This window comes from Streptomyces sp. NPDC007872, assembly GCF_042868165.1.
Lineage (GTDB): Bacteria > Actinomycetota > Actinomycetes > Streptomycetales > Streptomycetaceae > Streptomyces.
The window spans coordinates 402,368-420,717 of the sequence record NZ_JBIAEA010000002.1 but is presented as its reverse complement, the minus strand read 5'-3'; the positions used below and the strand labels follow the sequence as shown (position 1 = coordinate 420,717).

Sequence of the window (18,350 nt, the reverse complement as noted above, 5' to 3'; positions counted from 1 at the left end):
AAGCTCACTGGCCGCGGTACAACTGGCGCTTGTCGATGTAGCGCACCACGCCGTCCGGGACCAGATACCAGACGGGATCGCCCTGCGCGACCCTCGCCCGGCAGTCGGTGGAGGAGATGGCGAGCGCGGGGATCTCGACGAGCGAGACCCCGCCCTTGGGCAGGCCGTCGTCGGTGAGGTCGTGGCCCGGGCGGGTGACGCCGATGAAGTGGGCGAGCGAGAAGAGTTCCTCCGCGTCGCGCCAGGTGAGGATCTGCGACAGCGCGTCGGCCCCGGTGATGAAGAAGAGGTCCGAGTCGCTGTTGAGGGAGCGCAGGTCCCGCAGGGTGTCGATGGTGTAGGTCGCGCCGCCGCGGTCGATGTCGATCCGGCTGACCGAGAACTGCGGGTTGGACGCCGTGGCGATGACCGTCATCAGATAGCGGTCCTCGGGCGCGGACACGGTCTTGTCGCTCTTCTGCCACGGCTGCCCGGTCGGCACGAACACCACCTCGTCGAGGTGGAACAGGGCGGCGACCTCGCTGGCCGCCACCAGGTGTCCGTGGTGGATCGGGTCGAAGGTTCCGCCCATCACGCCCAGTCGACGCTTGCCGCGCCCGCCAGTAGGCACTTCCTGCTCTCCCATGCGTGCAGAGCCTACTGGCACGGCGGCGGCCGCCGGTTCAGCGGTGTCGGTTCAGCGGTCGCGGTTGAAGCGGGTGGTGATCCACAGCAGCAGAAGCAGGGCACCGAAGGCACCGAAGCCGGTGAGGTAGGGGCTGAGGCTTTCGTGGTTGCCGCCGTGCTCGGCGCCCTCGGCGAGGGTGACCAGGTGGGCGGCGGCGCTGTGGAGGCTCATCTTCGGCAGACCTATCGATCGGGGATGGGAGCGGAGACTTCGCGCACATCGTATGCGGGCCGTCCGGAGGCGCTCACGCCGACTCAGGCGTTCGCGTCGCGCTCGGTGTTGCGGTCCGCGCCGCCGTCCGCCCCTCCGGCGCCGTCCGTGCGGCCGGTGTCGTCCGTGCCGCCGGTGCCGTCGGTGTCGTCGGTGCGGTAGCCGCGCAGCAGGAACCAGGCGAACAGGGCTCCGCCCACGAGCGAGACGAGCAGCACGATCCGGAGCGTGTCGCCGAGCCCCTGGCCCGCGGGGGCGGCGAGCACGGCGGCGGCGGTAGCGGTGTCCGGCATGTCGGTCGTGCCCTTCGGTCGTCCTCGGTGCCCGAGTTATCCACAGGCCCCGTCACACGGTAGCGCCACCGCCTAGGCTGGGTGCAGTCAGGGGGACGAGCACCGACTCGTACGAACAGGGGGCATCCATGACCGAGAACGACCACGGGAGCGCGCCGAGCAGGCAGCGGAAGCGGTTCCCGGGCATCTCCTCGCGGGCCTACGAGCACCCGGCCGACCGCTCGGCGCTGGTGGCGCTGCGCAAGCTCAGCGGTTTCGACACGGCCTTCAAGGCGCTCAGCGGACTGCTGCCGGAGCGCAGTCTGCGGCTCCTCTACCTCTCGGACTCCGTCCGGGTGAGCGACGCGCAGTTCAGTCACCTCAACGACATGCTGCGGGACGCCTGTTACATCCTGGACCTGGAGAAGGTCCCGCCGATGTACGTGACGCAGGACCCGAAGCCCAACGCGATGTGCATCGGCCTGGACGAGCCGATCATCGTGCTCACCACCGGTCTGGTGGAGCTCCTCGACGAGGAGGAGATGCGGACGGTCGTCGGCCACGAGGTCGGACACGCCCTCTCCGGGCACGCCGTGTACCGCACGGTCCTGCTGTTCCTCACCAACCTGGCGCTCAAGATCGCCTGGATCCCGCTGGGGACGGTCGCGATCACGGCCATCGTGGCGGCGCTGCGCGAGTGGTTCCGCAAGTCGGAGCTCTCCGCCGACCGGGCCGGGCTGCTCGTCGGGCAGGACGTGCGGGCCTCGATGCGCGGCCTGATGAAGATCGCCGGCGGCAACCACCTGCACGAGATGAACGTGGACGCGTTCCTCGCCCAGGCGGACGAGTACGAGAAGGCCGGGGACCTGCGGGACTCGGTCCTGAAGATCCTCAACGTGCTGCCGCGCTCGCACCCCTTCACCGCCGTCCGCGCGGCGGAGCTGAAGAAGTGGTCGGAGAGCCGCGACTTCCAGCGGATCATGGACGGGCACTACCCGAAGCGCTCGGAGGACAAGGACACCTCGGTCTCGGACTCCTTCCGCGAGTCGGCCGGGCACTACGCCGACACCGTGCGGAACAGCAAGGATCCGCTGTTCAAGCTGGTCGGGGACATAGCCGGCGGCGCCGGTGACCTGGCGGGCGACCTAGGCGGCCGGCTGCGCAACCGGTTCGGCGGCCAGGGTGCCCCGAAGGCGGACGACGGCAAGGCGTCGGCCGGGGAGGACGACGCCCGGGGCGACGCCGGAAGCGGTCAGAACGAGGGCTGAGCCTTCGGCGACAGGGCTCCGCACAGCGAGGGGGCGGCGGGCCGGTCGGTGGCGTACGGGTCGGTGACCGCGGGGCCGGCGTCCGCCCCGGGGGCCCGCGCTCCCGCCAGGAGCGGCTTCAGGGAGCCCGTGGTGTCCGTGTCGCAGGCCTGCGGTCCGGCCTCCGAGGTGCTGCTCAGGAGCTCGGTGCGGTGCGCCCGCAGGTCCTCGCGGTCGAAGCGGAAGTGCACGGTGCGGTGGACGGTGAAGAGGGACGCCGCGGCGACCGGCCCGGCGCCCCGCGCGACCGGGCGGAGGGCGTAGGTGTACGTGTGGTCCGCCGTGACGTCCAGGGTGTCGGGCCCGGTCTCCTCGAAGCGGAGGGTGCCCTGGACGCGAACGGCGGGGTCCGCGAGGGCGACCTCCCGGGGGTCGAAGCGGACGAGCCAGGCGGCGGGGGCGTGCCGGCCGTCGTCGGCGGGCGACTCCACGCTCCGGTCGAACTGTTCGTGCTGGTCGGGGTCGAGCAGCAGGCGCGGGAGCCGCACGGTGGCCCCGGTGAGGACGTCGGGGTTCAGGGAGGAGGCCACCAGGTACTCCCTGGCGATGCCGAGGGCGGCGACGACCTGGCTCCCGGCGAAGTGGGTGGTGCGTCCGGTGACCGGCAGGTTGATGCCGGCGGCCCCGACGCGGTACTCGGCGGCCGGGCTGTGGGCGAAGAGCCGCGCGGGTTCGCCGCCGGGGACGGGGGCCCGGGGGGCGAGCCGGACCACGGTGGTCCGCAGGGGTTCGGCGCGCTGGTCGACGGGGGGCTGGTACGGGTTGCGGACGCCCAGGTAGACGGCGGTGCCGAAGGCGAGGAGGACGAGGAGGACGAGCAGGACGGCCTGGTGGGAGCCGCTCCGGGCCGTCCCGGAGGGGAGGCTGCGGACGGCCTGGGCGTGCTCGCCCATCCGTTCCCTGGCGGAGAACTCCTGGAGGCGGGCAGCGCGGACGAACGCCTCGTCGAAGACGACGGATCGGTACTCGTCCTCACCACCGCCGGGGAACCCCTCGGGCGTCCCCTCAGGCGGGTCGCCACGCCCTGCCATACCTTCAGGGTAGGTCTGCGGGAGCTTCGGTAAACGCCCAGGTACACGACAAGTTCCGAAGAATTCCGCCATCGGAGTGGGCGGGGCGCGACGGGGCCCCGCAGCCGCGCCCCGGGGCCTGCCCGGGACCCCGCGCGGGTCCGGAGGAGCCGGTGGGGCTATCCGGGGGACGCGGAGCGTACGGCGGGGGCGTGGGCCGCGGGCGGGGCCGGGTTCGGGGGCGGCGCGTCGACCCCGGTGGTGGCCGGCGGCGGGATCTGGTCCTGGCGGTTGGCGGAGGCGCCCCGGTAGACGGCGCTGAAGGCCAGGGCGACCATGCCGACCCCCATGACGAGGGCGAGGACCCAGGCGACGGGCCGATGCCAGCGGGCGCTGCCCCGGTAGGGGCGCAGGGCGCCGCCGTGGGGGCCGTAGGGGCTGTCGTCGTCGCCGATGTCGTCGGGTTCGTAGGTGAGGCCCAGCGGGCCGTGGCCGTCCCCGTAGGGGTCGTCGTCGGCCGGTCCGCCGCCCGCGCGGGCGCGGGCCGCCTCGGCCTCGGCACGGGCCTGGGCGGCGGCGAGGAGCCGCTCGACCGCGGTCGGCTCGTGGACGGTGGCGGCCCGGACGAACTCCTCGTCGAAGACCACGGCGGCGTGGACCTCGTCAGCGCCTCCGCGGTCGACAGAGTCCTCGGGGTCTCCGCCGTTCTGGAACGGCCTGCCCCCCACGTCGTCCGGCACGGATTCAGAGTAGACCCGGAAGGGGGTTTTGGGCAGGGAGAGTGCGAACCCTCCCCGCCCGTACCGAAAGCCCGTACGGGGCGGAAACCCGCCCCGTACGGGAAGGACCGCGAGGAGGTGTCACCGCACGTGGCCGTCGCCGGTGACGATGTACTTGGTCGAGGTCAGCTCGGGAAGGCCCATGGGGCCCCTGGCGTGCAGCTTCTGGGTGGAGATGCCGATCTCGGCGCCGAAGCCGAACTGGCCGCCGTCCGTGAAGCGGGTGGAGGCGTTCACGGTGACCGTGGTGGAGTCGACCAGTCGGGTGAAGCGGCGGGCCGCGGCCTGCGAGGTGGTGACGATCGCCTCGGTGTGGCCGGAGGACCACGTCCGGATGTGCTCCACGGCCTTGTCGAGGGAGTCGACGACGGCGGCGGCGATGTCGTACGAGAGGTACTCGGTCTCCCAGTCCTCCGTGGTGGCCGGGACGACGGTGGCCTTGGTGCCCTCGGCGAGGGCGAGGGTCCGCTCGTCGGCGTGGACGGTGACGCCGGCCTCGGCGAGGGCGTCGAGGGCCCGGGGCAGGAAGGCCTCGGCGACGTCCTGGTGGACGAGGAGGGTCTCGGCGGCGTTGCAGACGCTGACCCGGTGGGCCTTGGAGTTGATCAGAACGTCCACGGCCATGTCGAGGTCGGTCTCGGCGTCGACGTAGACGTGGCAGTTGCCGGTGCCGGTCTCGATGACCGGGACGGTGGACTCCTCGACGACGGTCTTGATCAGGGAGGCGCCGCCGCGCGGGATGAGGACGTCGACGAGGCCGCGGGCGCGCATCAGCTCGCGGACCGACTCGCGGGACTCGCCGGGGACGAGCTGGACGGCGTCGGCGGGCAGGCCGGCGCCCCCGACGGCGTCGCGCAGGACGGTCACCAGGGCGTTGTTGGAGGCGTACGCGGAGGAGGAGCCGCGGAGGAGGACGGCGTTGCCGGACTTGAGGCAGAGGGCGGCGGCGTCGACGGTGACGTTCGGGCGGGCCTCGTAGATGATGCCGACGACGCCGAGGGGGACGCGGACCTGGCGCAGGTCGATGCCGTTGGGGAGGGTCGAGCCGCGGACGACCTCGCCGACGGGGTCGGGCAGCGCGGCGACGTCGCGGACGTCGGCGGCGATGGCCCGGACGCGCTCCGGGGTGAGGGTGAGGCGGTCGACGATGGCCTCGCTGGTCCCGGCCTCCCGGGCCTTGGCGATGTCCACGGCGTTGGCCTCGACGATCTCGGCGGTGCGCACTTCGAGGGCGTCCGCGATCGCGAGGAGGGCCTCGTCCTTGACCGCGCGCGGGAGTGGCGCGATTTCGGCGGCGGCGCCACGGGCCCGATAGGCGGCCCGGGTGACCGGGGAGAGGTTGTCGAGGGGCGTGAGCGAGGTCATGCCCGCAGGGTACTGGCACCCCTGCGGACATCCCTCACGTATCCCGCACTCCGAGACGTGTCCCTGGACGCGCCCCGGAACGGCCCCTCGGACGCGCCCCGGGACGTGCTCCGGAACGCACTCCCGGGCACGTCCCGGGGAGTGCTCCCGAAGGCGCCCCCGGCGCCCCCGTCGGAGGTTCCGCCCCTCAATAGGGGTGGACGCCGACCGGGGCGGCGGGCGGCGGGCCGTAGCCCTCCGCGATCCGCTGGTGGTAGGTCTCGCGGTCGATGACCTCCAGACCCACGATCTCCCAGGGAGGCAGCTTGGCGGTCTGCCGGTGTTCGCCCCACAGGCGCAGGGCGACGGCCGCCGCGTCGTGCAGGTCGCGGGCCTCCTCCCAGTACCGGATCTCGGCGTGGTCGTTGGCGTAGCGGCTGGTCAGCAGGAAGGGATGGTCGTGGGCCAACTGTTCGAGCCCCCGGCGCACCTCCTTCAGCGGCGACTCCACGCCCGACACGCTGAGCGTGATGTGCCAGAGCTTGGACACGGGCCGTTCCTCGGCGCGTGCCTCGCGCGTCTCGCGTGCCTCACGTGTGTCGGTGGTGGTCTCGGTCTTCCTGTCCGTGGACCTGTCCCGTGCCTCGTCGAAGTCGGCTCCGGCCTCGACACTGGTCAGGGCGCGTTCGGCAGTCCCACGGGGCGGCGCCCCTGGGCGCGCTCGTCTCACCGGCGGCCTCCTGTGTGATGCGTGTGGTGCTGTACCCCGCCTTGCTCGTACCCCCGAGACAAAGTTGACCAGTCCGAGGCGGCACGTGGGGCGGTTTTGGGGAACGTCCCTTCCGGATGGCCGCAGTTTCAGCCGTTTCGGCGGACGGCGTTCGACGGATGGCGTACGGTCCGCACCCTGCGGTCGGCGCCGGGTCAGCCGATGACGACGAGGTCGTCGCGGTGGACGATCTCGCGCTCGTACTCGGGGCCCAGCTCCCTGGCGAGCTCGTGGGTGGAGCGGCCGAGCATCCGGGGGATCTCCTTGGCGTCGAAGTTGACGAGGCCGCGGGCGACGGCCCGGCCCGCGGTGTCGCGCAGCTCGACCGGGTCACCGGCCACGAAGTCGCCCTCGACGCCCGCGAGACCGGCTGCGAGCAGGGACTTCTTGCCCTCGACGACGGCACGGACGGCCCCGTCGTCGAGGGTGAGGGAGCCCTGCGGGGTGGAGGCGTGGGCGAGCCAGAGGAGCCGGTCGGCGGAACGGCGGCCGGTGCGGTGGAAGTACGTGCCGGTGTCCCGGCCGGTGAGGGCGTCGGCGGCGCGGCTCGCGGAGGTGAGGACGACGGGGATGCCGGCGGCGGCGGCGATCCGGGCCGCCTCGACCTTGGTGACCATGCCGCCGGTGCCGACGCCCGCCTTGCCGGCCGAGCCGATCTCGACGTGGGCGATGTCCTCGGGCCCTGTGACCTCGGCGATCCTCGACGTGCCGGGCTTGGACGGGTCGCCGTCGTAGAGGCCGTCGACGTCGGAGAGCAGCACGAGCAGGTCGGCGCGGACGAGGTGGGCGACGAGGGCGGCGAGCCGGTCGTTGTCGCCGAAGCGGATCTCGTCGGTGGCGACGGTGTCGTTCTCGTTGACGACCGGCAGCGCGCCCATGGTGAGGAGCTGGTCGAGGGTCCGGTACGCGTTGCGGTAGTGGGCGCGCCGGCTGGTGTCGTCGGTGGTCAGGAGGACCTGGCCGACGCGGACGCCGTAGCGGGCGAAGGAGGCGGTGTAGCGGGCCACGAGCAGGCCCTGGCCGACGCTGGCGGCGGCCTGCTGGCGGGCGAGGTCCTTGGGGCGGCGGGTGAGGCCCAGCGGGGCGAGGCCCGCGGCGATGGCGCCGGAGGAGACGAGGACGACCTCCTTCTCCCCTCCGCTGCGGACCTTGGCGAGCACGTCGACCAGGGCGTCGACCCGGTCGGCGTCGAGGCCTCCGGAGGCGGTGGTGAGGGAGGAGGAGCCGACCTTGACGACGATCCTGCGGGCCTCCGTCACGTACTGCCTCGACCCGTACCGCCCCGACCCGTCCGTCTGACCCGTCACCTGCGTCGTCACCTGCGTCGTCCTCACTCGGCCGTTCCTGCCCGCCGCGCGCTCGGCGCCGCGGCTGCCAGGCAATCTACGCGAGCCGGGAGGGCTGCCGCTCGTCGGTTTCGCTCCCTGGACCGGCCGCACCCGGGCCCCGGCCGGTGCCGCGGGGCACCAGGATCCGCTGGGAGATCAGATAGGTGAAGGGGATCGCGACGACGGCCGCCACGAGTGGCGCGATCCTGTCGTCCATTCCGGCCCAGGTGACGAGCGCGTACAGGCCGACGCTCTGCACCAGGTAGTTGGTGACGTTGGTGAGGGGGAAGAGGGCGAACTTCTTCCAGGTGGGGCGGGTGCGGTAGGTGAAGTAGGTGTTGAGGAAGAAGGAGCCGACCATGCTGAGGAGGAAGGCGAGGGAGTACGCGGCGAAGTACGGCATCCACGGGTGGAGGAGCAGGTAACAGCCGAAGAACGTCCCGGTGTTGACCCCGCCGACGAGGGCGAAGCGGAAGATCTCCGCGAGCCGCGCCCGCCGCCCCCGCGCACGTACCTGCTCCTGCTCCCCCTGCCTCTGCTCCCCTTCCTCCTGCCCCTGCCCCTGCCCACGTTCCCGTCCCCGCCCGGCGGGGCCGCTCCCCCCGTCGCCCCCCGCCCCCATCAGCGCTCCCGCTCGGTGGTGGCGACGCGGACGCGTTCGGCGGCGGCGCGTTCGGCGGCCGAGCGGCCGAAGGAGCGGTGGGTCTCCTTCACGAGGAAGTGCGGGCGGCGCTTGGTCTCGTAGTAGATGCGGCCGATGTACTCGCCGATCAGCCCCAGCATCACCATCTGCACACCCCCGAGGCCCACGATGATCGCGACCAGGGTGACGTATCCGGGGGCGGTGACGCCCTGGGAGAGGGCGGCGACGGTCACCCAGACCGCGTAGACGGCGGCGAGACCGGTCAGCATCATGCCGAGCCAGAGGGCGATGCGCAGCGGACGGTTGTTGAAGGAGATCAGCCCGTCCATGCCGTAGTTGAGCAGGGAGCTGAACCGCCACTTCGTCTCGCCGCCCTCGCGCGCGGCGTTCCGGTAGTCGAAGGTGACGGTGTCGAAGCCGATCCAGGAGAACAGGCCCTTGGAGAAGCGGTTGTACTCGGGGAGCGAGAGCAGTGCGTCGACGGCGGGGCGGGAGAGCAGCCGGAAGTCGCCGACGCCGTCGGTGAGTTCCACGTCCACCCAGCGGTTGACGGCCCGGTAGTAGAAGCGGCTGAGGGCGCTGCGGAGCCTCTTGTCGCCGTCGCGGGTGCGCCGCGCCATCACCTGGTCGTGGCCCTGGTGGTAGAGGTCCAGCATGCGTCCGAGCAGCTCGGGCGGGTGCTGGAGGTCGGCGTCCATGATGACCACGGCGTCGCCGGTGGACTTGCGCAGGCCCGCGAGCATGGCGGCCTCCTTGCCGAAGTTGCGGCTGAAGGAGGCGTACTGGGTGCGCTGCGGGTGCCGGGCGGCGATCTCGCGCAGCTTGCCGAGGGTTCCGTCGGAGCTGCCGTCGTCCACGTAGCAGATCTCGTAGCCGACCGGGAGGGCGTCGAGCACCTGGCGCATCCGGGCGTCGAACCGCTCGACGACGTCCTCCTCGTTGAAGCAGGGGACGACGACGGAAAGCCTGGTCATGGAACGGTCACTCCAGTGGGATGGGCAAGCGTACGTCCTGAAGGACCACCACCGAACTCGTCTTCGAGCAGCGCGGCCAAGGTACGAGGTGGCGGTGGCCGACCGGCGTCCTGCGCGTGGCCGCCCCCGGTCGGCATGTCGTCCATGCAGCAAAGCATGGGGGCAACATATTGGTATACGCGACCTTTTCACCCGCTGGTCACTCGTTGGGGCGACCGGGGGTGACCTCGGCCAGGGGGAACGATCACCGGTGAGCAGGACGACCATCTCGGAGCGCGGCGAGGTAGGCACGCCGGGGGACGGAGCGGAGGGCGGCGCCGCCGCAAGGAGCGCACTCCCCCGTGCCCTGGGCGGGGTCGCGCTCGTCGTCGCCGCCGGATCGGCGGCGCTGCTCTCGGTCGGCGCCTTCCTCGGCCTCTACGTGCGCCCCACGTCCGACGACTGGTGCGCGCTCTGGAAGGCGCGGGACATGGGCGTCTCCGGGATCACCCGGGACTTCTACCTCACGCAGAACGGCCGCGTCACCAACGCCCTCCTCACCGGCCTGGTCTACTCCGACGGCATGCGCGGGCCGAAACTGCTGCCCGCCCTCCTCGTGGTCGCCCTCGGCGTCGCGCTCCTCCTCCTGGCCCGCGCGGTGCTGCGCGCCCTGGGCTTTCGCGCGGGGCCCCTCGTGGTGCCGCTCGTGGCCGCCGTGGCGCTCGTCGAGGCACTGGTGTTCTTCGCCGGTACGCGCGCGTACCAGGTGCTGCTCTGGGCCCCGGCCACCATCTCCCACACCCTGCCGGGCGTGATCGGCCTCTGGGCCGTGCTCGGCGCCGTCCTCGCGGCCCGCGCCCGGCGCCCGTGGGCCCGGAACGCCGCCGTGGCGACGGCGGCGCTGACCGGCCTGGCGTGCGGGATGCTCAGCGAGCCGTTCAGCATCGTGGCCGGCCTGTTCGCGGCCGCCGCCGGGACCGTCTGCCTGCCCCGCCTCGGCCGGACGGGGGACCGGTACGCCTCCACCTGGTGCGCCGCGGCCTGCCTCGGACTCGCCGGGGGCCTCGCCCTCCTGTACACCTCCCCCGGCGCGCGGTGGCGGCGCGCCCAGCACCCGCCGGAACCGATGTCGTTCGCGGAGCTGGGGGAGACGGTCCACGACTGGTGGCGCGTCTGGCAGACGATCGGCGGCCAGTGGGCGTACGGGGGCGCCCTCGCCGTCGGCGTCCTCCTGGGTCTGGCCCTCGCCCGCTCCGGCCCGCCCGGGGACCGCGCGCCGGGCCAGGACCGCGCGCCCGCGCCGACCGACCGTACGCCCGCCGCGGAACCCGCCCCCGCGGACCGTCCCCGTCGGCCGGCGTGGCCCGTGGCGCTCCTGCCGCTGCCGCTGCTCGCCCTCGCGAGCCTGGGCGTCACGTACGGCCTGCGCAGCGGCTACGGGCCGGAGGGCTGGACGTTCGGCCGCACGTGGACGAACTTCCTCCTCCCCCTGCTGCTCCTCCTCTGCGCGTACGGCACGTGGGGCGGGTACCGGCTCGGGCGGCTGCTCCTGGCCGCCGGGCGCCCCGCCGCCCGGGCCGCCGCGCTGGTCGCCGCGGGCGCGCTCGCCGTCGGGAGCACGACCGCGCTGGTGCGGCCGGTGTACGCGCTGACCACGAGCACGGTGGCGCGGAGCGTCGCCTGGGACCGCCAGGACGTCCGGATCCGGGCCGAGGCCGCGGCGGGCGCCCGGGACGTCGCGTACCGGCCCCTGCTCATCGGCGGTCTCAGCGAGCCGCTGTTCGCCTCCTCGTACGAGCGGGACTGGGCGGCGCGGTGCGCGGCCACGTACTACGGGGTGAACCGCATCCACCGGCCGGAGGATGCGCGAAGGCCCTGACGGGCGGACGCGCACGCGGAGGAGGGATGCCGGGCGCGCACGCGGAGGAGGGGTGCCGGGCGCGCACGCGGAGGAGGGGTGCCCCGGGAGATCCGGGGCACCCCTCCTCACGTCGGTCCGTCAGCCGGCGGCGCGGGCCGCGCGGTTCGCGCCCCAGCCCTCCCAGGCGGAGCTGATCATGGAACGGACGTCGTGCTGCGCCTTCCAGCCCAGCTCCGACCCGATGCGCTCGGCGGACGCGACCACGCGGGCCGGGTCGCCGGGGCGGCGCGGGGTGACGACGGGCTCGACGTCGTGTCCGGTGATCTCGTTGATCAGGTTCACCATCTCGCGCACCGACACGCCCTCGCCGCGCCCGATGTTCAGGGTCAGCGTGGCCGTCTCGCCCGCCTCGCCGGCCGCGGCGAGCGCCCGGGCGGCCGCCACGTGGGCGTCCGCGATGTCGGCGACGTGGATGTAGTCGCGGATGCAGGTGCCGTCCGGCGTCGGGTAGTCGTCGCCGAAGATGCGCGGGGCCTCACCGGCGTCGAGCCGCTCGAAGACCATCGGCACCAGGTTGAAGACACCGGTGTCGGCCAGCTCGGGGGCCGCCGCGCCCGCCACGTTGAAGTAGCGCAGGGAGGCGGTGGACAGGCCGTGGGCCCGGCCGGCCGCGCGCGCCATCCACTCGCCGACGAGCTTGGTCTCGCCGTACGGGCTGAGGGGCAGGCACTCGGTGTCCTCGGTGACGAGGTCCACGTCGGGCATGCCGTACACGGAGGCGGAGGAGGAGAAGAGGAAGCTCTTCACGCCCGCGGCGACGGCCGCGTCGAGGATGACCTGCAGCCCCGTCACGTTCTCGTGGTAGTAGAACAGCGGCTTCTCGACCGACTCGCCGACCTGCTTCTTGCCGGCCAGGTGCACGATGCCCTTGACGTCGTGCTGCCGGAGGACCCGGTCGAGGAAGGCGCGGTCCAGGACCGTCCCCTCCTCCAGGACGACGCCCTCGGGGAGGCGCGCCGGGTTTCCGGTGCTGAGGTCGTCGACCACGACGACGTGCTCGCCGCCCTCGGTCATTGCCTTGACGACGTGGGAACCGATGTAACCGGCACCGCCGGTGATGAGCCAGGTCATTCCGACAGTGTAGCCACCCCCTCCCCGGCCCCCTCGGGATCCGCGGCGGGCGGGCCCGGAGGACGCGGAGAGGCCCCCGCCCGGACACGGGGTCCGGGCGGGGGCCTCCACGACCGGTCCGGCTAGCGCTCGATCTCCTCGAACGCCGCGTCCCACCGGTCCAGGACGTGCGGCAGCGCCAGGTGCGCGACGTGCTCGCGGCCGGCGCTGCCGTAGCGCTGCCGCAGCTCGGCGTCGTCCATGAGCTCGCCGAGCGCGACGGCGAGCCCCGGCACGTCGGCCGGGCGCACCAGGGTGCCGGTGACGCCGTCCTCGACGAGCTCCCGGACGCCGCCGGACACGTCGAAGCTCACGCACGGCACGCCGCAGGCGGCGGCCTCGGCCAGCGCCATCGGACGTCCCTCGCGCTCACTGCTGAGCGCGACGACGGACAGCTCGCGGTAGGCGGAGGCCATGTCCTTGGCGGTGCCCCGGAAGACGACCTGTTCGGCGACGCCGAGGTCCTCGGCCTTCATCCGCAGCTCGGTCTCCAGCGGGCCCTCGCCGAAGAGGTGCAGCTCCCAGCCGTCGCGGCCCTTGTGGGCCTGCGCGAAGGCCTCGATCATCCGGTCGTACCGCTTGATCGGGTCGAGCCGACCGACCGCGCCGATCCTCCGGGTGTCGAGCGGCGCCGGCTCGTCCGGGTAGAACGGCAGCGGGTTCGGCATGACCCGCACGTTCGGCACGCGCTGGTTCACGAACTCGACCGCGTCGCCCTCGGAGAGGACCAGGGTCTGCTCGAGCGCCGGGTAGTGACGCCGGATCAGCCCCAGGTTGGCGCTGCGCTTCGCCTGCGCGAAGGACTCGTGGTACTGCCCGATGCCCTTGAGGTGGCGCCACTCCAGCGGCATCACCCAGTCCACCGCCCACGGCGAGCCGAAGACGATGTAGCCGTCCTCGACCGCCGCCAGCTTCCGCTGCATCTCGGCCCGCGCGTTGTCGCGGTCGGCCCGGGCCCGGCGGGCGTCGGCGCGCCGCGCCAGGCTCAGCCGGTCGCCGACCGTGCGGGCGGGCGGCTTGGGCGCGGCGGGGGCCGGGTAGAGCGTCGTGTGCCGGTACGCGCGCGTGGCGTTGTACGGGAAGGGCTCGGGGCTGGGCCGGATGCCGATCAGCTCGACCCGGTGGCCGCGCTCCCCCATGCCCTGGGCGAGGGTGTGCAGCACCCGCTGGGACCCGCCCATCGAGTCCACGTCGATGCCGACGAAGAACACGTTCTTGCCGGCAGGGGGGGCCTCAGTCATCGGTGCCGCCTTCGAAAAAAGCGTCGACCACCATCTTGCTGGCGTGGCCGGTCTCGTACGAGCAGAACATTTCCTGGAAGCGCGCGTACTGCTGCGCGTGCCGCTCCTGGACGCCCTCCAGGTCCCGCACGGCGGCGGCGAGGTCCTCGGTGGTCGTCAGCATCGGACCGGGCGCGATGTCCTCGAGGTCGTAGTACGTGCCGCGGTCACCGCCCTTGTACGCCTCGTAGTCGTCCGTGTAGAGCAGGATCGGGCGGCCGGTGTTGGCGTAGTCGAACATCAGCGACGAGTAGTCCGTGAGGACCGCGTCCGAGGCCAGCATCACGTCGTTGATGTCGGCGTAGGCCGAGCCGTCGCGCAGGAAGTGGCCCAGCTCGGGGTCGATCGTGAACCGGTCGTACGGGTGGGTGCGCACGACGACGACCCACTCGTCGGACAACCGCGGGGCCAGCGCCTCGAGGTCCACCCGGACCGACTGGCCGGTGCGGCGGCCCGCGTCGCGGAAGGTCGGGGCGTAGAGGAGGACCTTCTTGTCGGCCGGGATGCGCAGGGCCTCGCGGACGGCGGCGGCGCGCGCCTGCTGCGCGGGCTCGGCCCAGCGCACGAGCACGTCGTTGCGCGGGTAGCCGGAGCGGATCAGGTCGGCCGAGACCTCGAAGGCCGGGACGAAGGTCCGCTCGAACTCGGCGCTCGGGCAGACGAGCGCGTCCCAGCGGCCCACGGCGGCGCGGAAGCGCCCCTTCTCGATCTCCGAGGCACCGCGCAGCGAGGGGACGTCGAAGCCCATCGCCTTGAAGGTCTGGCCGTGCCAGGTCTGCAGGTACCGGGTGCCCTTCGGCTTCGGGTACAGGTACGGCAGGTTGTGCGAGTCGACCCAGTAGGCGGCACGGGCCAGCGCGCGGCCGTAGGCGAAGCTGCCGCGCCTGACGAGCTTGACGTCCTCGGGGAAGGACGAGCGGTCGCCGGAGTACGCCCAGACCACGTCGATCGGGAGGTTGCGGCGCTTCAGCTCCTCGTAGATGTAGCGCGGGCTGTCCGCGTAGCCGCGGCCCTCCATCGCCTCGAAGACGGCGAGGCTGCGCTTGCGCGGCAGCCTGGACACGGCGTCGTACGCGGTGGCCTTGCCCTCGTTGCCGACGAGGATCTTGCGGACCTTGCCGACCTTGCCCTTGGCCTTGCGGGCGTAGGGGCCGAGCGGCTCCAGGGACTTGAGGACGCCGGACCGCCGCCAGACCACTTCGAGACGTCCGGCGCCCTTCTGCTCCGCGCTGACGCGGAGGTGGTGGATGCCGAACTTGTGGTAGACGACGGTGGCGCGGAACTCGGGCTGGTCGTGCTCGGCGAGGAGGATGTCCGTGCGGCGGGCGCCGTCGTGCTCCAGGGAGACCACCGGGTGGCGGCGGGTCGCCACGCCGACCTTGCCGACGGGCACCTTCTGGAAGTCCAGCACGGCCGTGGAGACGTACTGCCCCTCGCCGTCCGGGCGGAGGACCAGCGGCACCGAGAGCGGCGTCTTGTGCGCGGCCAGCTTGACCGAGGCCGTGGTGTCCTCGGTGATCAGGCCGGCGGGGTCGTACGTGCGGATCTCCAGGCGCAGGACCGAGCCGCGCATCGACACCGAGGTGAGCTCGTGCCGGAGGCGGCCGGTGGCGAGCACCTGGTCGCGCAGGTGCCACTCGCCGATGTCCAGCTCGGTGCGGCTCGCGTCGTCGGCCGGGGCGACGGCGCCCCAGTAGGTGGCGCCGTCCTGCTCGGTGACGAAGCGGGGGGCGAGCGCCGGGCGGCCCAACTGGCGCGCGGCGACCCGGAGCTCCTCCAGGCGGCCGGTGCGCAGCAGGTGGATGCAGACGCGCTCCTCGCGGGAGAGGCGCGCGTAGGTGTCGGCGGCGATCTCGTCCAGGTAGGGGTTGACCACCTCGGCGAACTCGGCGATCCATTCGAGGTCGCGGAACGGCAGGTCGCCCAGGTACAGCCGGAAGTCGTGGCGGAGGAACTTGTAGTCCTTCTCCGCGCGCAGCTCCGAGCGGCCGTTCTCCTCGAACCACGCGTCGATGAGCCGGGCCACGCCGATGCGGTCCGCGACGTTCTGGATCTTGTGGCGGCTGGAGGAGATGGAGACGCTCTCGGGGGCGAGGCGCCAGGTGTAGACCGACCACGGGACGACGGCGAAGGTCTCCGCGAGCGAGAACGCCTGCGCGGAGAAGAGCTGGTCCTCGTAGTGGATGCCCTCGGGGAAGGTGAGGGCGTTGTCCCGGATGAAGGCGGTCCGGTAGAGCTTGTTCGTCGACAGGTGGTCGAAGAAGTACTCGGGGCGCTCGGCGATGCCGTTCACGACCCGCTTCTCGGTGAAGAGGTGCGGGTACCAGAGGCCGGTGGTGTTGGACTCCTCGAAGAGGCGGGTGACCTCGCCGGTGACGAAGTCGACGCCGGTCTCCTCGGCGACGAGCAGCAGGCTCTTGCAGGCGTGCCGCGGCAGTTGGTCGTCGCTGTCCAGGAACATGATGTACGGCGCGCGCGCGACCGAGATGCCCCGGTTGCGGGGGGCGCTGCAGCCGCCGCTGTTCTGTTCGAGGCGCACGTAGCGCACGCGCGGGTCGGAGGCCTCCAGGGCCCGCGCGACCCCCTCGGTGCCATCGGTCGAACAGTCGTCGGCGATGATCACTTCGAGGTTGTTCAGGGTCTGGTCGAGCAGGGACCGGACCGCGCGCGGGAGCCGTTCCTCATCGTTGTAGACGATGACGACGACGCTCACATCAGGGACGTCGCTAGTCGGCATCCAAGTCCTCTCACAAGTGCGTGCGGCAGCCAGGGCCCGGTCTCGGCCCGGGCGTCACTGCCTGCGCCACGGTCGACGGCGCGTTGTTGCTCCGGGATGGAGGGTGTCGCCGCGCACGTGCGGAAAGCGTCACCCAGCGACCGGAAAGCCTACCCGGCAGGAGGAAGTGTTCCATACCCGATCTCTCGGCCCTCGGGTGACGTTCACCGCATCGCAAACATCCTCTTGAGCCGCCCGGAGACCACGCTGCGGGCTCCCACCGAGCCTCCCGCGAACCGGAGGACGAGCCCCCGCCGCGCCGAGGCCACGACCTGGACGAGCAGCACCCGGCCCAGCCGCCCGAGGACCACGCCGCGCCGGCCGGTGAAGCGCTCCGGTGCCCTGACCTCGGCGGTTCCCGTCGATCCGTCGGCGTAGCGCAGTTCGGCCAGGAGCGTCCAGGAGGCGAGCCGCCCCGGGCGGAGCAGCTTCGCGGTCGGCACCCGTACGGTCGCGGTCCAGGTGCCGTCCGCCGGCAGCAGCGGCGCCTCGGCCGCCAGCTCGGCGTTCGAGTGCCGTTCGGTGAACACGGCCCGGACGGCGGTGGGGCGCAGCGCGCCGACACGCCCGTACAGGTCGTGGACGGTCAGGGTCAGCCGGGTGGTCGCGCCGGCGGCCACCGAGCCGTCTACGGCGACGGGCAGCCCGGCGGGCGCCAGCTCCGCGAGCCCGTCCAGGGGCACGTCGGCGGGGGCGGCGGCGAGGACCGGGGTGCCGTCCCCGGCGGTCGGGTACGGGGGGACGAGCCGGGGCCGGGGGGCCGCCAGCTCGACGAACCGGTTCAGCTCCCGCCCCGCGGGCACGGCGGGGAGCGCCGTGAGGGCGGCGTGCAGCCAGCGGGACGGCGCCCCGGCGGCGGCGACCGCGGCGGCGTCGAACCCGGCGAGGTGGGCGCGGGTCGCCGTCCACCAGCCGGCCCGGTAGGCGTCGGTCCGCTGCGGCAGCTCGCGCAGGTACATGGGGAGGTCGTAGTCGAGGAACTTCGTCTGCGCGGCGAGGGCGAGGGCGGGCCGGGCCGCCGCGCGGAACACCTCGACGACGGCGGCGTGCGCGGCGATCCGGTGCTCCCAGTTCGCGAGCGAGGCGCGGCGCAGCGAGATCGACAGGGTCGCGGCCTGCCGCCGCACGTGCCAGACGTACACGGGCACGTCGGTGACGGCGAGCCGGGGTTCGGCGGCCTGGACGCGGGCGCTGAAGACGAAGTCCTCGTAGTGGAAGGCCCCGTCGGGGAAGCGGATCGCGTGCCGGACGAGGAAGTCGCGCCGGTAGAGCTTGTTGACGGAGAGGGTGTCGAGGACGAACTCGGGGTGGTCCCCGATGCCGTCGAGGACGGTGCCGGGGAGGGTGGCGCCCCGGGAGACGTCGTACAGCGAGGGGGCCCAGACGGTCTCGCGGCCCTCGGGGAGCTCGCGCCGCACGCAGACGCCGGCGACGACGTCCGCGTGCCGCTCGGTGGCGACGGCGAGCAGGCCGTCGACGGCGCCGGGCAGCAGCAGGTCGTCGCTGTCCAGGAAGAGGACGTACGGGTGGACGGCGGCGTCGACGCCGTCGTTGCGGGGGGTGCCGCAGCCGCCGCTGTTGTCCTCACGGATCAGCGGTCGCACCCGCGGCTCGTCGGCGAACCCGGCGAGCACGCCGGGGGTGCCGTCCCCCGAGGCGTCGTCGACGACGACGACCTCGCCGACCGCGTCGCCCTGCGCGAGGGCGGAGCGGATCGCGTCGCCGACGTGGGCCGCGTCGTTGTAGGCGATGACGACGACGCTGACACGGGCGCGGTCCTGCTGCCGGGGGGTCTCACTCACCCGTGAATCGTACGGGAGCCCCCGGCGCGTCCGGCGGGGCCCCGGGACCGGTCTCCACACCCGGCACCCGGCACCCGGCACCCGGCACCCGGCACCCGGCACCCGGCACCCGGCACCCGGCACCCGGCACCCGGCACCCGGCACCCGGCACCCGGCACGGAAACGGCTCGGCCGCCCCC

At 73.1% G+C, this 18,350-nt stretch carries 16 protein-coding genes; 2 read left to right on the top strand and 14 right to left on the bottom strand.

Going from position 1 to position 18,350, the window contains the following annotated elements:
• Window positions 1-4: 4 nt before the first annotated feature.
• The 3 genes from nadD to ACFYNX_RS07010 form a co-directional block, all read right to left on the bottom strand.
• The gene (nadD, locus tag ACFYNX_RS07020) at window positions 5-625 is read right to left on the bottom strand and encodes a nicotinate-nucleotide adenylyltransferase (RefSeq protein WP_365538210.1); all 621 of its coding nucleotides are present in this window, start codon (window positions 623-625) and stop codon (window positions 5-7) included.
• Between the two features lie 51 nt (window positions 626-676).
• On the bottom strand, window positions 677-838 hold the full coding sequence (locus ACFYNX_RS07015; RefSeq protein WP_365538213.1) for a hypothetical protein: 162 nt from the start codon (window positions 836-838) through the stop codon (window positions 677-679).
• 83 nt (window positions 839-921) lie between these two features.
• Complete coding sequence (locus ACFYNX_RS07010; RefSeq protein WP_388659808.1) at window positions 922-1,170, bottom strand: hypothetical protein; 249 nt, start codon at window positions 1,168-1,170, stop codon at window positions 922-924.
• A gap of 128 nt (window positions 1,171-1,298) precedes the next feature.
• Between ACFYNX_RS07010 and ACFYNX_RS07005 the strand changes: the two genes are divergently transcribed.
• On the top strand, window positions 1,299-2,417 hold the full coding sequence (locus ACFYNX_RS07005; RefSeq protein WP_388658514.1) for a M48 family metallopeptidase: 1,119 nt from the start codon (window positions 1,299-1,301) through the stop codon (window positions 2,415-2,417).
• Here the strand turns inward: ACFYNX_RS07005 and ACFYNX_RS07000 are convergent.
• The 7 genes from ACFYNX_RS07000 to ACFYNX_RS06970 all read right to left on the bottom strand — a co-directional run bounded on the left by ACFYNX_RS07000 (window position 2,402) and on the right by ACFYNX_RS06970 (window position 9,303).
• Window positions 2,402-3,487, bottom strand: coding sequence for a hypothetical protein (locus ACFYNX_RS07000; protein WP_388658511.1), 1,086 nt, complete (start codon window positions 3,485-3,487; stop codon window positions 2,402-2,404). The two genes, ACFYNX_RS07005 and ACFYNX_RS07000, sit on opposite strands and share 16 nt — an antisense overlap.
• A gap of 158 nt (window positions 3,488-3,645) precedes the next feature.
• Window positions 3,646-4,206: a hypothetical protein gene (locus ACFYNX_RS06995; RefSeq protein ID WP_365538219.1), complete on the bottom strand. Its 561-nt coding sequence runs from the start codon at window positions 4,204-4,206 to the stop codon at window positions 3,646-3,648.
• 120 nt (window positions 4,207-4,326) lie between these two features.
• Window positions 4,327-5,610 (bottom strand): glutamate-5-semialdehyde dehydrogenase, encoded by a 1,284-nt coding sequence (locus ACFYNX_RS06990; protein WP_365538221.1) that lies wholly within the window; start codon window positions 5,608-5,610, stop codon window positions 4,327-4,329.
• A gap of 187 nt (window positions 5,611-5,797) precedes the next feature.
• Complete coding sequence (locus tag ACFYNX_RS06985) at window positions 5,798-6,319, bottom strand: hypothetical protein (protein WP_125656680.1); 522 nt, start codon at window positions 6,317-6,319, stop codon at window positions 5,798-5,800.
• A gap of 194 nt (window positions 6,320-6,513) precedes the next feature.
• The gene (gene proB / locus ACFYNX_RS06980) at window positions 6,514-7,617 is read right to left on the bottom strand and encodes a glutamate 5-kinase (protein ID WP_365538982.1); all 1,104 of its coding nucleotides are present in this window, start codon (window positions 7,615-7,617) and stop codon (window positions 6,514-6,516) included.
• Between the two features lie 124 nt (window positions 7,618-7,741).
• Window positions 7,742-8,308: a GtrA family protein gene (locus ACFYNX_RS06975; protein WP_388658507.1), complete on the bottom strand. Its 567-nt coding sequence runs from the start codon at window positions 8,306-8,308 to the stop codon at window positions 7,742-7,744.
• A complete protein-coding gene (locus ACFYNX_RS06970; RefSeq protein WP_388658504.1) occupies window positions 8,308-9,303 on the bottom strand; it encodes a glycosyltransferase family 2 protein in 996 nt (331 codons plus the stop codon). Before ACFYNX_RS06970 ends, ACFYNX_RS06975 begins: the two co-directional genes overlap by 1 nt.
• A gap of 250 nt (window positions 9,304-9,553) precedes the next feature.
• Here ACFYNX_RS06970 and ACFYNX_RS06965 point away from each other — a divergent pair, with 250 nt between their 5' ends.
• Window positions 9,554-11,161, top strand: a complete 1,608-nt coding sequence (locus ACFYNX_RS06965) for a DUF6056 family protein (protein WP_388658501.1) — start codon at window positions 9,554-9,556, stop codon at window positions 11,159-11,161.
• A 120-nt stretch (window positions 11,162-11,281) separates the two neighbouring features.
• Here ACFYNX_RS06965 and galE read toward each other — a convergent pair whose 3' ends face one another.
• From galE to ACFYNX_RS06945, 4 genes are all read right to left on the bottom strand, one after another.
• A complete protein-coding gene (gene galE, locus ACFYNX_RS06960) occupies window positions 11,282-12,274 on the bottom strand; it encodes a UDP-glucose 4-epimerase GalE (protein ID WP_388658498.1) in 993 nt (330 codons plus the stop codon).
• 122 nt (window positions 12,275-12,396) lie between these two features.
• Window positions 12,397-13,554, bottom strand: a complete 1,158-nt coding sequence (locus tag ACFYNX_RS06955) for a glycosyltransferase (RefSeq protein WP_365538233.1) — start codon at window positions 13,552-13,554, stop codon at window positions 12,397-12,399.
• Window positions 13,547-16,330, bottom strand: coding sequence for a CDP-glycerol glycerophosphotransferase family protein (locus ACFYNX_RS06950; RefSeq protein ID WP_388658494.1), 2,784 nt, complete (start codon window positions 16,328-16,330; stop codon window positions 13,547-13,549). Before ACFYNX_RS06950 ends, ACFYNX_RS06955 begins: the two co-directional genes overlap by 8 nt.
• Before the next feature lie 203 nt (window positions 16,331-16,533).
• Entirely contained in the window at window positions 16,534-18,171 is a 1,638-nt protein-coding gene (locus ACFYNX_RS06945; RefSeq protein WP_388658491.1) for a glycosyltransferase, read from the bottom strand.
• Window positions 18,172-18,350 lie beyond the last annotated feature (179 nt).